The organism is Paracoccus sp. Ld10, from assembly GCF_045064235.1.
Classification (GTDB): Bacteria; Pseudomonadota; Alphaproteobacteria; order Rhodobacterales; family Rhodobacteraceae; genus Paracoccus.
On the sequence record NZ_JBISHD010000004.1, the window covers coordinates 202,948 to 217,108 of the forward strand.

The window sequence follows — 14,161 nt, forward strand, 5'->3', positions numbered from 1 at the left end:
ATAGACACGGTTCCTTCGATGAAAACCGGCGCCTCCCGCCCGGGGGGCAGTCCATCGGTTCTGTCGCATACTTGTAGGTGTTTGATCCCACGGTTTGATGGTGCGATCCTTTCTCAGGTTTGGCAGGAGCATTATGAGCCAGGTTCGCCATTGAAGCGCCACGAGCACGCACGCTGTCAGAGCTGCAATAATGAGGACGGGCCCGCCATTGGTCCGAGGGGCGGCCCGAATGATCGCAAGCTTCGCTCGCGAAGTTGAGCAGAGAGCTGGGGATCAACCAGAAAACGGTGGCGAAGTGGCGCAAGCGCCAGACGGTCGAGGACCTCAAGACGGGGCCAAAGGAACCACGCTCGACGATCCTGACCGAGGCGGAGGAGGCGACCGTTGTCGCTTTGCGGCAGCAAACGCAGCTGCCGCTGGACGATTGCCTCCATGCCCTGCAGCCATCCATCCTGCACCTGACACGCCCGGCGCTGCATCGGTGCCTGCAGCACCACGGTATCTCTCGACTGCCTGACGTGGGAGGCGACAAGCCGAAGCGGCAGAAGCTGAACGCAACCCCATCGGCCCTTGCCCTTGAACCAATGGCGGACGCAGCTCGATCCATATCGATATTGCCGAAGTGCAGACTGCTGAGGGCAAACTGTTTCTGTTCGTCGGCATCGACCGAACACGCAAGTTTTTCGTGACCCGGTTGGTCGACAAGGCGGACAGAAAGACGGCATGGGAGTTCCTGCAGCACATGCTGGAAGCATTCGCCAACATGCGGCTCATCCTGTCAGGTCCACGCCATTCTCACCGATCGAGCCAACGGGCGCCATCGGTTCAAGCCCGATGGCGCGTGGCATTCAGTTCGGCCCAAGCAGCCGCAAAATCGCAACACCCTCCATTCCCGGCTCATGCGCTTCGACATGATCTGCGAGGGCGAGACCGTGTCAGCCATTGGTCCGAGGACATGGTCGAGCGGTATCGAGCACCGCCTCACAAAGCCAAAGCACCCCTGGAGTTGCGAGGATTAGGAAACAGTCTGGGGACTGTTTCCCCGAGCGACGGCCAGGTCGAGCGGATGAACCGCACCATCAAGGACGCGACCGTCGAACGTTTCCATCACGATGACCACGCCCAGCTCCGCACCCACCTTGCGGGCTTCATGGCAGCCTACAACGTCGCCCGCCGGCTCAAGACCCTCGAAGGGCTCACGCCCTACGAATACATCAGCAGGATCTGGACATCCGAGCAAGACAGATCCGTCCTGAATCCGAGCAACCAGATGCCGGGACTGAACACCTAAAGCTTCAATCAAATTGTAATGCCCCTATTTTTTCGGATTAAGGTCGGATTCATGGGCGACGGTAAATGCCAGGCCTGTAAGTACGGCACACGCCTTAGGCGCCAATATGGCAAGATTCATTTGGCCATTGATCCAGCCACCGGCGTTATCCGAAAACGGAATTCACCTTGAGCCACATGATCGAACCCGGAATGATGGCGGCATCGGCACTCTGTTCCAGCGGGCACATGAACTGATCAGCGCTTGCCGAGTTGCTTAAAAAAGGAGGCTGTCATGGCGTCACGTGCCGTCTGGAAGGGTCAGCTGCGCCTGTCCCTTGTTGCCATTCCCGTCGAACTTCATGCGGCCACCAAGTCCGGGGCGCGGGTGTCGTTCCGGCAGATCCACGGGCCTTCTGGGAAACCGGTCAAGTATGAAAAGACCGTAGCGGGAATGGGGCCGATCAAGGCCGAAGACATCCTGAAGGGTTATGATGTCGGGGACGGCGATTACCTGCTGCTGGACCCCGACGAGATCGACGCGATCAAGCTGGACACCAAGAAGACGTTGGAGCTGGTCCAGTTCGTCGATCAGTCGGAGATCCCGCCGCTGTATTACAACAAGCCCTACTATGTCGTTCCGACCGATGATCTGGCCGAGGATGCCTATCGTGTCGTCCGCGACGCCCTGCGGGCCGAGAAGAAGACCGCGCTTGGGCAGCTGACGATGCGGGGGCGGGAATATTTGTGCGCGATCCGCCCCTGCGGCGACGGCCTGCTGCTGGAGACGCTGCGCTACGAAGATGAGATCCGCGAGGCCGACCCGTTGTTCGCATCGATCGAGGACGCCCCCAGTGACAAGGATTTGCTGGAAGTCGCGACCCAGCTGATCCAGCGCAAATCGTCGCCATTCAACGCCGAGGCCTTCAGGGATCACTATGACAAGGCACTGCGCGATCTGATCAAGGCCAAGCGCAAGAACCGCAAGACCCCGCGCGCCAAGGCGGGGGACGACGATGGCGGCCGACCCTCGGGCACCAATGTGGTCGATCTGATGTCAGCGCTGAAGGACAGCCTGAAGAAGGATGGCGGCAACGCCAAGGCGCCGGCCAAAAATCCCGCCCGCAAGCCCCGGGCCAAGCCGAAGTCTGCTTGATGGCGGGTCTGGGCCCCTATCTGGACAAGCGCGATTTCGGAGCCACGCCCGAGCCGTCGACCGATGGCACGCCGTCGCGCCTCGGGTTGCGCTATTCGATGCAGAACCATGATGCGACCCGGTTGCATTGGGATCTGCGGCTGGAATGGGACGGCGTGCTGCTGTCCTGGGCGGTGACGCGAGGGCCGTCCCTTGATCCTGCGGAAAAGCGGCTGGCGGTGCGGACCGAGGATCATCCACTGTCCTACCTGACCTTCGAGGGCCAGATCCCAAAGGGGCATTACGGTGCGGGCACGGTAATGCTGTGGGATCTGGGCTGGTGGCAGCCTTTGGAGCCCGCCGCCCGGGGTCTGTCCAAGGGCCATCTGAAGTTCCGCCTGCACGGCCAGCGAATGACAGGTGACTGGAACCTGATCCGCATGAAGGGCAAGGCGGCAGAGGCCAAGCGCGAGAACTGGCTGCTGGTCAAGATCGACGATGACGCCGCCCACCAACGCGATCCGGTCGTCCGCTACAAGACCAGCGTATCGTCGGGGCGCAGCTTTGCGGCGATCAAGGCGGACAAGCCTGCCGTCTTGAAGGAGCATTCCGGCACCCTGCCGCGCCATCATTCGGTGCAACTGGCGACGCTGACCGACGATCTGGCCGATGCCGCGACCCACTGGCACGAGTTGAAGCTGGACGGATATCGGGCGCAGGTAGCGCTTGGCGCAGGCGGGCCGCGCATCTTCACCCGTTCCGGTCATGACTGGACCCACCGCTTCGCGGACCTGCTGTCCGGCTTGCGCGGGGTGCCCTGCAAATCGGCCTTGCTGGATGGCGAGATCGTCGCCGGCGCGGGGTTACAGGGTTTTGGCACCTTGCAGGACGTCATCAAGGCGGGTGGACCGTTCCGGTATGTGGCGTTCGACCTGCTGCATCTGGATGGACAGGATCTGACCGCCTTGCCGCTGACCAAGCGCCGCGAGGCCCTGGAGCGCCTGCTTCGCCCCTTGCCACCGATGGGCGCGCTGACCCTGTCGCCGATCATTCACGGCGCGGCAGACGAGGCCTTGGCGATGATCTGCGGCGCGGGCGGCGAGGGCGTGATCGCTAAGCGAACCGACGCCCCCTATCGCGGTGGGCGCAGCCGCGACTGGCTGAAAATCAAATGCCGCCGGCAGGGCGAATTCCAGATTGTCGGCTGGCAGAAAAGCACCAGCCGGGGGCGGCCGTTCGCCTCTCTGGCCGTGGCCGAACAGCGCGAGGACGGGCTGGTCTACGTAGGCAAGGTCGGAACGGGCTTCGATGATGACACCATGGCTGACTTGGCCCGTCGCATGGCCTCCTTGGCACGCAAGACGCCGCCAGTGGATGCCCCCCGCCGCGAGGTGGCGGGCGTCACATGGATCGAACCCACGCTGGTCGCCAAGGTCGACTATGCCGAGGCGACCGCGCAAGGCCGGTTGCGCCATGCGGTCTTTCTGGGACTGCGATCCGAAACCCCCGGCCCACGGCACGCCCCCCCGCCATCCGCCGAGCAGGATCGTCCGACCGTCGCAGGGATTTCGATCAGCAGCGGCGACCGGGTGATCTTTGACAAGCCCCGCCTGACCAAGGCCGGATTGGCGGACTACTATCTGGCCGCAGCTCCGCTGATGCTGTCCGACCTCGCGAACCGACCCCTGTCCCTGCTGCGCCTGCCCCAAGGCATGACGGGAGAACGGTTCTTTCAAAAGCACCCGGGCAAGGGCTTTCCCGACGCGCTGAAAGTTCAGGACATCGAGGATGCCGAAGGCGTCACCACCCCCTACGCCTATGTCACCGATGCGGCGGGGATCATCGGTGCGGTTCAGATGGGCAGCGTCGAGTTTCACACTTGGGGCGCGCGCCGCGACCGGTTGGACCGGCCCGACCGGCTGGTCTTTGATCTGGATCCCGACGAGGGGCTGAGCTTTGCCGCGACCCGCGGGGCCGCGCTGGACCTGCGCGACCGGCTGGCCGCTCTAGGGTTGGCCTCGTGGGCCATGCTGTCGGGGGGCAAGGGCATCCACATCATCGTGCCGCTGCGCAGACAGGCCAGTTGGGATACGATCAAGCTGTTCAGCCGCGGCGTGGCGATGCTGGCCGCCGGATCCCAGCCTGACCAGTTCACCGCCGAGATGTCCAAGGCGAAACGCAAGGGTCGCATCTTCATCGACTGGCTGCGCAACGAACGCGGAGCCACGGCCATCGCCCCCTTCTCGGTCCGCGCACGCCCCGGTGCCCCGGTTGCCAGCCCGATCAGTTGGGATGAGCTGCCACGCATCCGCAAGGCTTCAGCCTTCTCAACCAGACAGGCGATCGACCGGGGTTGGGCCGATGTCCTCCCACCCCCACCGCAGGGTCTGACGGCCCCGGTGATCGAGGCATTGGATCGCGCCCTGCACAACATGTCCTCGTTGCGGTAACTCGCCTGGTCCATCGAACGCCGCGGCGCGCAACGTTGTGGTGTCAATCGTTTGACGTCCCGAGTCATTAACATCTGGTTCCCGAAGCGTCCCCACCTTCATATAGAGTTGCTTCACATTGAAGAAGCAGGTGACATGAGGATAAGCCGCTTCGGACTTGGCAGACCCGGCATTCAGCCGACGGAAAGCCATCTCAGTTGCGGGCACTTATCTTCCGAAGCTTCCACAAGCTGGCCCCGAGAAGGATGATTGCCATGATGGCGTCCGACTTGGGCGACGGCGCAACCTCCGCATCGCTCCTTGCTACGGAAACCCCGATCCCGTCGGCGGTCCGCGTTTCTTCGCTTTCATGTATCGACTTACCGGGCGGCGGGGTGTCGGCCTTTACAGCGTTGCGCTGGCCCATCGGTTCTGGGGAACCCGTGGTCGTATCCTCCGAGGTCTGCTGTTCGATCTCGGCATTCAGTTCCGCGCCGGCCAGCACGATGAACGCCGAGAGCCACATCCAGGTCAGCAGCATGATGACCCCACCCAACGTCCCGTAGGTCTCGGTGTAGTCGTCGAAGTTCTGGACATAGAGTGAAAATGCCGCCGTGCCCAGGATCCATAGGATCGTGGCGGCCACGGCGCCGACGCTGACCCATCGCCACTTGGGATCGGCGCGCGACGGGCCGAACCGATATATCGCGGCAAGCCCGATCATGGTCAGCACCGCCATCACCGGCCATTTCAGCCATTCGGCAGCGGTTCCCAGTGCCGGCGACAGCGGCAGGAATGCGATGACAGAGGGCAGCACGATCAGCAGCGCGATCCCCACCGCCAGACCCAGGATGGAGCATACCGTTAACAGCAGCGCGCTCAGGTACAGCTTGATGAACCCACGGGTCTCCTCTTCGTCATAGGCAATGTTCAGCCCTTCCATCAAGGTCATGACACCCTTCATGGCACCATAGATCGCGATGGCCACACCAAACACGGCGACAAGGCCCGTCGCGGTTTCGTCTCCGCTGATGACTTTCAGAACCTGTTCCTGAAGCACCGCCCCGGCGCTTTCCGGGATTAGGCCCATGACCGTGTCCAACTGGCTGACAATATCGGCGGGATCCAGAACCAGACCCGCGATGGAAATCAGCGCGGCAAGGGCTGGGAACACCGACAGCAGCGCGTAGAACGCAATGCCCGCCGAGACGACAGAGATATGGTCGCTGGCGATCTCGTTCTTGACGCGGAGAAGGATCTGCTTCCATTCCGCCATGGAAAATCGTGTCGGAGAGGCTGTCCCCTTCTGATCTATCGACAGGGTCGTCTTGGTATGAGGCACATGGTTCTCCAGCGCTGAAATGGGTAGGATCGGCCGTTGCGCAAGCTCACGAACCCGTCATCCGTGCCGACATAAGACGATCACCGCTATCAAGGTTCCTAAAGCAATTGACGTCCTGCCCGACCGGTGCCCTGTCGAACCGCCGTGTTGCCGCTGGTGGTCGGACCAAACCGTGCAACATATGTGCGTCTAGCCTGTTGCCAAGCTGCTGCCGCAACTGGTCGATGCCAAGGCCGGGGCATAGGTGACGCGATATCACCCGGCGGCATACCGGCCTGCTATCGCGTTGTCTTTGAATCCGGCCCACGGCGCGTTCGGCAGCGTTTGTTGCCCTTAAACGTGGCATTCAGACGCCAGCTCGTCGGAGTTTTTCCCTGTTTCGTGGTACGACCCGGTCTACTTCAGCAAGAAGGCGGGGTTCCTTTCAAAAGCACGAAGCCACCTTACGAGTACATCTGCAAGATCAGGACTTCCGAGCCAGACAGATTCATCTTAAATCCGATCCACCAGATGCCGGGACCGAACACCTAGAAGTTTGCGAGGGTTTTTATTAACGATCCGGGGCCGCAAGGCTGAATCTCGACAGCGCGGCGATCAGATCGGTTCGGGTTACGATGCCAACGATACGATCTGCTGAAATGACAGGTACGGCATCGCATTTCCCGTCCGCCATTTGAGGTAACAGCGCAGCGATTGGACTGTCGGCCGACGCGGTGGGGCCATCTGTTTCCATGATCTGACTTGCCCGTGACAGAGCGCGGCTACTCTGTGCACAAGCGCCATGAATACGTTGCAGCCATTCAGGATGGCGAAACCGCGCGCCGCCGAGCAAATGACGCTGGTAGATCACACCGAGGAAATGTTCCCCGGCCTCGACCACGGGTAATGCAGTGAACTCATGCCGGAGAAACAAGGCTACTATATCGCGCAAGGAGGTGTTTGGGCCAACCGTGATCAAATCACGCGACATGATATCCGAAATTTTGGTGCTGCCGGTTCGCTGTCCTGCAGCCGTAACTTCTGCTGCGGCAATGAGGCGAGCCAGGTCTTCGACACCCAGGTTCAGAGACTGTCGATAGCGTGTCAGGATCCTCACCAGATCATCTTCAGACAGGCCAAGGCGTTCGCTTGCGACATGATCAGACGTGCCCTGTGGGTTGATCTGTTCGAACTGGCGAAACGGATAATGGCGCCCGGTGGCCCGCCCATAGAGGACACCCACAACGACAAGGATCGCGGTTCCAAGAGCAACCGGGCTCAAGGCGAACCACAGTCCGCTCTCCTGGGCCAGATCAGGGCTCATGGCCACGGTCATCGCGACGGCGCCGCCGGGCGGATGAAGGGCGCGCAACGTGATCATGATCGCGATGGCGGCACCCACCGCCCCGGGGATCCGCAGGACAGGGTCGGAAAGTGCAGCACAGACGACGATGGCGACAAGGGCAGAAGCCGTGTTTCCGACCACAGCAGACCATGGCTGCGCAAGCGGACTGCTGGGCACTGCAAAGATCAACACGGCGCTGGCCCCGAATGGCGCGATCAGAAAGAGCCCCAGATGGACATCTGCAGACGCAGCCAGGACGAATGCGCCCGCCACGACCAAGCCGATCAATGCCCCCAACCCGGCGCGCAACGCCTCCTTTAGGTTGCCTACAGGCATCGCGGGACCCAGGGATCGAACTACGCGCCGGATCATATCAGTTTGCCCTGTTTTCGGTCATGTCGGTGCGCAGTGCTTACGCCTCGAGCAGTCCTGCTGGCAAGTTGAACACCTGCTGCTCTGCGCGCGACCATGGATCCCCGGCAACGATCAGCCAATAGGCGCTGACCTCGGACTCCCCGTCACGTCAAACGACCATGAAGGCTTCACTCGATGTCCGGCAAAAGCGCGGTCAGAAATCCAAGAAACAGCAGTAGCGACAGCGCGTTGAACACCTGCTGCATGCCGACCAGATCGGCGATCCCCCCAAGGGCTGCTGCGCCAAGCGCCCCGACCCCAAACGCAAAACCGAAGACGAAGCCGGACACCATGCCGACCTTCTGCGGCATCAGCTCTTGGGCGTAGACCACGATAGCTGAGAATGCCGACGACAGGATCAGGCCGACGAGGATGCTGAGGACGATCACCCCCCAGAGGTTCGCATGGGGCAGCAGCAGTGAGAACGGCAGCGCCCCGACGATTGACACCCAGATCACCCTCCTCCGGCCGATCCGGTCCCCGATGGGACCACCGAAGAATGTGCCGACGGCCACGGCGCCCAGAAAGACGAACAGGAAGGTCTGGGCCTGGCGGATCTCCATCCCGAACCGTTCGATCAGGAAGAAAGTATAGTAGCTTTTAAAGGTCTCGATGTAGACGAACTTGCTCAGCAACAGGGCGCCGATGACGGCGAATGCCAGGATCAGACGCTGACGTGACAGTTGCGGGCCCTCGGTCCGCGGGGTTCCGGCCGACTTCAGCATCCTCTGGTGATTGACGAACCAGCCCGCGATCCGGATCAGGATCACGAACCCCATCACGGCAAGCAGGCCGAACCACACCGTACTGATTTGCCCCAAGGGCAGAACGAACAGTGCCGCGGCAAGGGGACCGAGGGCGGTCCCGGTGTTGCCGCCGACCTGAAAGCTGGATTGCGCGAAGCCGAACCTGCCGCCCGAGGCCATGCGGCAAACACGCGAGGCCTCAGGGTGAAACAGTGCCGAACCGATGCCAAGCACCGCAGCAGCCGCGAGCAGGAGTGTAAATGAGTTGGCCAGCGCCAACATCACGACGCCCACCGCCACCACCGCCATGGACACTGCCAGCATGTAGGGTTTGGGCCTGAGATCGCCGTACAGACCCATGATCGGCTGCAGAAAGCAGGCTGTGATCTGCTGCGCCAGCGTCAGCAGTCCCAACTGAAAATAGCTGAGCGCGTACTCTGTCTTCAGCACCGGATAGAGCGCTGGCAGCAGGAACTGGATCAGATCATTGATCAGATGTGTGCCGCTGACGGCCAGGATCACCGAATAGGAGGTCGGCATCAGAAGTGGACGGTGGGCAGTCATGGCGGTCCCGATCTGCAGGAAAATGGAAGAGGTATCGATCCGCCCAACGGTCAAGGCATCCCGACCCTTATGACCGATGTCGTGGAGCCTTACGCGCGAGATAAAACACCGCTATCCAGTAGAAAATCTGCAGGATCAAAATGTCGATCTCTCCCCGAACGCTGCCGTCACTGAATGCCCTCCGCGCCTTCGAGGTCTCCGGGCGCCATCTGAACTTCCGTGCGGCTTCCGAGGAGTTGGGCGTCACGCAGGGTGCGGTCGCGCAGCAAGTCCGGCTTCTGGAGGATCATCTTGGCCTTCCGCTGTTTCACAGGCTGCCCCGTGGCGTCGCGCTGACGGGACAGGGTAAGGAGTACCTTGCTGACGTGTCGCGCGCCTTCGCACTGCTAAGTGCCGCCACCGACCGGCTGCAGTATCGTGCCGATGCGGTCACCATCAGCGTCACACCGACCTTTGCGACCCGGATGCTGATCCCGCAGTTGTCGGCTTTGCAGGCGGCGCTTCCATCGGTGGAACTTCGCACCGTGGCGACGACCAGTGTCTCGGATTTTGACCGCGATCAGGTCGATCTTGCCGTCCGGGAGGCCCGCCCCCCGTTCCCGTCGACATTGGAGGCACGCTTTCTGTTCCCGCAAGAGCTCGTCCTTGTGGCAAGCCCGCACCTGCCGGGCGTGACCTCATCATGGACAGCACCTGATCAGATCCCCGACTTTCCGCTGCTGCATGACAGCTACGACTACTGGTCCAGATACTTCGGGACCCATGCCAAAGTGCCAGGTGCGGTGTTCAACCAGACGTCCCTGGCGCTGGACGCGGCGCTGGCAGGACAGGGGATTGCGATCGCATGCCGGGCCTTTGTCCAAGCGGATCTGGATGCGGGGCGCCTTTTGAACCTCGGCAACGCCGGGTTCGATGCCGAGACGGGTTTTTACCTGCTGCGGAAACGGTCAGCCCCATCCGGAAGTGCCGTCGATGCCGTCTGGTCCTGGTGCATCGACAGGTACGGCAGCGGTCAATGCAGAGATGGCTGACACTTCATCTTTCTGAAGAAAAATTTTCTTTGAGACAGTGACCTGCCCCCCGGAACGTCCCTCAGTTTAATGTAGAGTTTGCTTCACCACGAAGGAGCAGACGACATGAGGAAAAGTCGCTTCACCGAGGCGCAGATCATTGGGTTGATCAAGGAGCAAGAAGCCGGAATGGCGACGGCGGAGGTCTGTCGCCGTCACGGTCTCAGCCCGGCCACGTTCTACAAGCTCAAGGCCAAGTATGGGGGCATGAACGTGTCCGATGCCCAGAGGCTGAGGGCGCTGGAGGACGAGAATGGCAAGCTGAAGCGGCTCCTGGCGGACGCCATGCTCGACAATGTCGTGCTGAAGGATCTCTTGGGAAAGCCGTGACGACACCGAACGCGCGGCGGGACGCAGTGCTAAAGGCGATGCGGGATCATGCCATCTCGCAACGCCGGGCCTGCGTCTTGGTCGGTGTCGATCCGAAGACGGTGCGTCGCGAGCGGCCACCCGACAACCCGGAGATCCGCACAGCGATGCAAGAAATCGCGGCGCTGCGCCGCCGGTTCGGCTATCGGCGCATCGGGCTGCTGCTGGAGCGCAGGGGCATGCTGATGGGCATTGTTGCAGAACTCGGCGTTGAAGCGGGATTTCCCATTACCCCGTCAGCCTCATGCCACGCGTTCGGTCTCGGCTGTGCCGAGCGCGTTGAAGCGGTTAATGAGCGCCACACGGATGTGGATTTCAGCCGTTTGCCTGTCCGGGTCTCGTGAGGCGATCCGTTCGCCAAAGGACTTCAGGCAGTGCATCTTCACTTCGATCCGACTTCGGGCGTGATAGCCGGACCAGTGCTTCCAGTTGGCTCGCCCAAAGCGTTTGCTCGCCCGAAGGATGTCGTTGCGGGCACGGGCGGCAGGACAGTTCTCCTTCCAGAGGCGTCCGTTCTTGCGGATAGGGATGATGGCCGTGCCGCCGCGATCGACGATTGCGGTGTGGCACCGGCGGGTGTCAAAGGCGCCGTCGCCAGTCACGGTGCCGACCTGTTCATCGGCCGGGATCTGGTCCAGAAGTTCAGGAAGAACCGGGCTGTCGCCCTCGCGGCTTGGGGTGAATTCCACCGCCCGGATGTCGCCGGTGGCCATGTCCATGGCCAGATTGACCTTGTGGTATTGTCGCCTGCGGTGTGTGCCGTGCTTGCGCGCCAGCCATTCACCGTCGCCCAGTAACTTGATCCCGGTGCTGTCGACTAGCAGGTTCAGAGGGCCCGGTGCGCGCCGGCTGGATATCTGGACAGCGAGGGTTGGACCTGTCGCGGTTTGATGCCGCTCCTTTGATAGCATTTACTGCAACAAAGGAGACTGACTATGGGACATGGAAGAACGGACGAATTCCGCAAAGGTGCGGTGCGCATTGCGCTAACCAGTGGGCTGACGCGCATATAGGTGGCTGACGATCTGGGTGTCAGGATGTCGACGTCGAACAAATGGATCACGTCACACTGAGACACTGATGTGGAATCGAAAGAGGATCTGAGCCTTGCCCAAGAGAATAATCGACTTCGGCGCGAGGACCGTGTTCTTTAGGAGGAGCGGGAAATCTAAAAAAAGGCCACGGTTGGTTCAGCCGGTCAGCGCAACATCTTCGGCTTGAGACGTTCTTCAAGACCATCAAGGCCGAGTTGATCTGACGGCGGTCGTGGGAAACCAGGCGGCAGGCTGAGATGGCCATCTTCGAATACATCGACGGGTTCTATAATCCACCTCGATGCCATTCAGCATTGGGCTAGAAAAGCCCCGTCGCCTTCGAACGGACGGTGGCTCAAACGAGCACTTAGAGCGGCACAATACGCGACGGGTCTAAAGGCCCCGGCACATAAAATGTGCCGGGTTAAATCTCACCTGATTGAGTGGTACATTAGGACTGCTCGAAAATACGCGGTTGTACCCTATTAGGTTCGGGGTGGGACCGTGGCGTCGCGACGCATCGTCCCGTCCCGATCATCCTCCACTTCGACTTCCGTATGGCGGACGGTGTCAGAGATGGTTTCGGTATGGGTGCCACTAACCTTTTTCAGTCCGATCTCCTCGACGACACGGGCTTCCTTGGCGACGACGGCCTCTTCGGCATATTCCTCTGCTTCGATGGTGCGATCTTGGAATGCGGCATCAGTATCTGTTGCGGCCCGGTTAACGGGACGACGTTCAAGCTCGACACGCTCATCACGCAATTCGACAGTTTCGTTTACAGGCTCCTCAACCGTGTAGGCACGCACCCGCACGCGCCCATGGCTGGTGTCGCGCTTGCCGATGCTGAGCTGCTCCTCGACCACCGGTATGCTTTCTTGGCTGTCAGCACGCGGCGCGTTCGACGCAAGACTGGCAGTAGTGCCCGACGTGATGTCGCTTGATCCGTACGGATTGGCCTCATAGCCACTCCAGCCTTCCGAACGCCAGCTGGCTTCGCGCTCATTCAAATCGACAGTGCCTTCGTCGTCCAGAATATCCAATGCCATATCGTAATGGGCCGTGGAGATGCCGGATACAGTCACTAAATATCCACCGCGCGACAGGCCCTCGGCATAAGCATGTCGGTCTTCTTCGGGAAAGAAGAAGTCGCTTAGGCTATCCCAGAAGGTCTTGTCCCCTTCAGGTGAACGTTGGGCCGTTGCCCCACCCGCCGATCCTTCGACCATGCGAATGTTATTCTCGGAGATCCCACTGGCGCGTAGGCGCTCTACGGCACGTAGAGCCTCCGCTCGATCGTCGAACAGGGCCGAGACAGATTTCCGTGCGCCACCGATCATTTCATTTCCGTTGTCATAGGTCATTTGGAACTTCCTTTTTGGATTCGTGCATGTCTTGAGAGTTGCTGTCCTGAACCTCAACGTGATCGATCTGTGCGCGCTGCCTGCGCACCGATACGGGAACATCGTGGGTCTCCCGATATACGGTCTGGCGAATATGGATTTCCTCGCGAAGAAACAGCTGGCGGGTCATCACCATTCGCTCCTCAATCACCGGTATAATCGTCACGTCGCCTTCCACCCGAATATCCGGGGTGGCGTCGATAACGCGCTCAACAGGGATGCGTACCACATCCACATCGACGGATTGCAGTTCTACCGGGACGATCTCATTGGCGGTCTCGGTAATGGTCTGCACGTAAACACGCCCAGTCACCGTTTTCTTTCTGCCGAGTATTACATTTTCTTCGACAAGAGGAATAACCATTCTATCGTCTTCATTCGCCATCTGGCACTCCCATAGGTCCAATAAACCAGCGGAGTTGAAAGTAGTTCCAACGATATTTTAATCTCTAGATGCGAGAAATTTCTATCCTAAAAAGTTGAAACGGTGCAAGATGGTAGGGAAGTTTTACGCAGGTAATGTGCGATGTACTCACCCAGTGCTGCATTTAGGCTCCAGACCCATTGATTTTACGCCCTTTGCGTGATTCAGGCCGCCGCAAGGAGACCTGATCGATGAGCAACTTGTTCTGGCTGACCGAAGCGCAGATGGCGCGCCTTCGCACGTTCTTTCCTAAGAGCCATGGCCGCCCACGCGTGGACGATCTGCGGGTTCTGAGCGGCATTATCTTCATCAATCGCAATGGCTTACGGTGGTGCGACGCACCGAGGGAATATGGACCGGCCAAGACGCTTTATAATCGCTGGAAGCGTTGGAGCGATAACGGGGTCTTTGCTCGGATCATGGTCGGCCTGGCCGCAAAGGACACCGATTCCAAGACGATCATGACCTGCGCGACGTATCTGAAGGCGCACCGCACGGCGTGTAGCCTGCGTGCGAAAAAGGGGGGCGCGGTCGCCAGATCGGTCGAACGAAAGGCGGCATGAACACCAAGCTGCACGCCGTCACCGATGCGAAAGGCAGACCTATCTGGTTCTTCATGTCGGCAGGGCAGGTCAGTG

General features: G+C 60.6%; 8 protein-coding genes and 6 pseudogenes. 8 read left to right on the forward strand and 6 right to left on the reverse strand.

Going from position 1 to position 14,161, the window contains the following annotated elements; all coding sequences use genetic code 11:
• Positions 1-233: 233 nt before the first annotated feature.
• From ACJJVR_RS02225 to ligD, 3 genes and pseudogenes are all read left to right on the forward strand, one after another.
• Positions 234-1,153: pseudogene (locus ACJJVR_RS02225) on the forward strand (hypothetical protein); the annotation flags it as partial.
• 411 nt (positions 1,154-1,564) lie between these two features.
• Positions 1,565-2,425 carry a Ku protein gene (locus ACJJVR_RS02230; RefSeq protein ID WP_405401889.1) on the forward strand — a complete coding sequence of 287 codons (861 nt, stop codon included), beginning with the start codon at positions 1,565-1,567 and terminating at the stop codon, positions 2,423-2,425.
• Positions 2,425-4,854, forward strand: coding sequence for a DNA ligase D (ligD, locus tag ACJJVR_RS02235; RefSeq protein ID WP_405401891.1), 2,430 nt, complete (start codon positions 2,425-2,427; stop codon positions 4,852-4,854). The genes ACJJVR_RS02230 and ligD overlap by 1 nt, the downstream gene beginning before the upstream one ends.
• A 193-nt stretch (positions 4,855-5,047) precedes the next feature.
• Here ligD and ACJJVR_RS02240 read toward each other — a convergent pair whose 3' ends face one another.
• The 3 genes from ACJJVR_RS02240 to ACJJVR_RS02250 form a co-directional block, all read right to left on the reverse strand.
• Positions 5,048-6,175 (reverse strand): YihY/virulence factor BrkB family protein, encoded by a 1,128-nt coding sequence (locus ACJJVR_RS02240; protein ID WP_405401893.1) that lies wholly within the window; start codon positions 6,173-6,175, stop codon positions 5,048-5,050.
• Positions 6,176-6,725: 550 nt separating this feature from the next.
• Positions 6,726-7,835 (reverse strand): HPP family protein, encoded by a 1,110-nt coding sequence (locus tag ACJJVR_RS02245; RefSeq protein ID WP_405401895.1) that lies wholly within the window; start codon positions 7,833-7,835, stop codon positions 6,726-6,728.
• 206 nt (positions 7,836-8,041) lie between these two features.
• Positions 8,042-9,277, reverse strand: a complete 1,236-nt coding sequence (locus tag ACJJVR_RS02250) for an MFS transporter (RefSeq protein WP_405401896.1) — start codon at positions 9,275-9,277, stop codon at positions 8,042-8,044.
• Positions 9,278-9,363: 86 nt separating this feature from the next.
• On the opposite strand from ACJJVR_RS02250, the gene ACJJVR_RS02255 reads away from it, so the two are divergent.
• Both ACJJVR_RS02255 and ACJJVR_RS02260 read left to right on the forward strand, forming a co-directional pair.
• Positions 9,364-10,254, forward strand: coding sequence for a LysR substrate-binding domain-containing protein (locus tag ACJJVR_RS02255; RefSeq protein WP_405401898.1), 891 nt, complete (start codon positions 9,364-9,366; stop codon positions 10,252-10,254).
• A gap of 105 nt (positions 10,255-10,359) precedes the next feature.
• Positions 10,360-10,850, forward strand: a pseudogene (locus ACJJVR_RS02260) (transposase); the annotation flags it as partial.
• A gap of 54 nt (positions 10,851-10,904) precedes the next feature.
• On the opposite strand, the pseudogene ACJJVR_RS02265 reads toward ACJJVR_RS02260, so the two are convergent.
• Positions 10,905-11,534, reverse strand: a pseudogene (locus ACJJVR_RS02265) (IS5 family transposase); the annotation flags it as partial.
• Between the two features lie 63 nt (positions 11,535-11,597).
• On the opposite strand from ACJJVR_RS02265, the pseudogene ACJJVR_RS02270 reads away from it, so the two are divergent.
• Positions 11,598-11,813: pseudogene (locus ACJJVR_RS02270) on the forward strand (transposase); the annotation flags it as partial.
• 65 nt (positions 11,814-11,878) lie between these two features.
• Positions 11,879-12,019 (forward strand): annotated as a pseudogene (locus tag ACJJVR_RS02275) (IS3 family transposase); the annotation flags it as partial.
• 162 nt (positions 12,020-12,181) lie between these two features.
• Here ACJJVR_RS02275 and ACJJVR_RS02280 read toward each other — a convergent pair.
• Both ACJJVR_RS02280 and ACJJVR_RS02285 read right to left on the reverse strand, forming a co-directional pair.
• Entirely contained in the window at positions 12,182-13,060 is an 879-nt protein-coding gene (locus ACJJVR_RS02280) for a DUF2382 domain-containing protein (protein WP_405401900.1), read from the reverse strand.
• Positions 13,050-13,484 carry a YsnF/AvaK domain-containing protein gene (locus ACJJVR_RS02285; RefSeq protein ID WP_405401902.1) on the reverse strand — a complete coding sequence of 145 codons (435 nt, stop codon included), beginning with the start codon at positions 13,482-13,484 and terminating at the stop codon, positions 13,050-13,052. The genes ACJJVR_RS02280 and ACJJVR_RS02285 overlap by 11 nt, the downstream gene beginning before the upstream one ends.
• A 230-nt stretch (positions 13,485-13,714) precedes the next feature.
• Between ACJJVR_RS02285 and ACJJVR_RS02290 the strand changes: the two are divergent.
• A pseudogene (locus ACJJVR_RS02290) lies at positions 13,715-14,161 on the forward strand (IS5 family transposase); the annotation flags it as partial.

Bases quoted from the DNA above. Each gene is read 5' to 3' on its own strand.
- ACJJVR_RS02230 (WP_405401889.1), top strand. From the start codon at position 1,565: ATGGCGTCACGTGCCGTCTGGAAGGGTCAGCTGCGCCTGTCCCTTGTT.
- ligD (WP_405401891.1), top strand. From the start codon at position 2,425: ATGGCGGGTCTGGGCCCCTATCTGGACAAGCGCGATTTCGGAGCCACG.
- ACJJVR_RS02245 (WP_405401895.1), bottom strand. From the start codon at position 7,835: ATGCCTGTAGGCAACCTAAAGGAGGCGTTGCGCGCCGGGTTGGGGGCA.
- ACJJVR_RS02255 (WP_405401898.1), top strand. From the start codon at position 9,364: ATGTCGATCTCTCCCCGAACGCTGCCGTCACTGAATGCCCTCCGCGCC.
- ACJJVR_RS02280 (WP_405401900.1), bottom strand. From the start codon at position 13,060: ATGACCTATGACAACGGAAATGAAATGATCGGTGGCGCACGGAAATCT.
- ACJJVR_RS02285 (WP_405401902.1), bottom strand. From the start codon at position 13,484: ATGGCGAATGAAGACGATAGAATGGTTATTCCTCTTGTCGAAGAAAAT.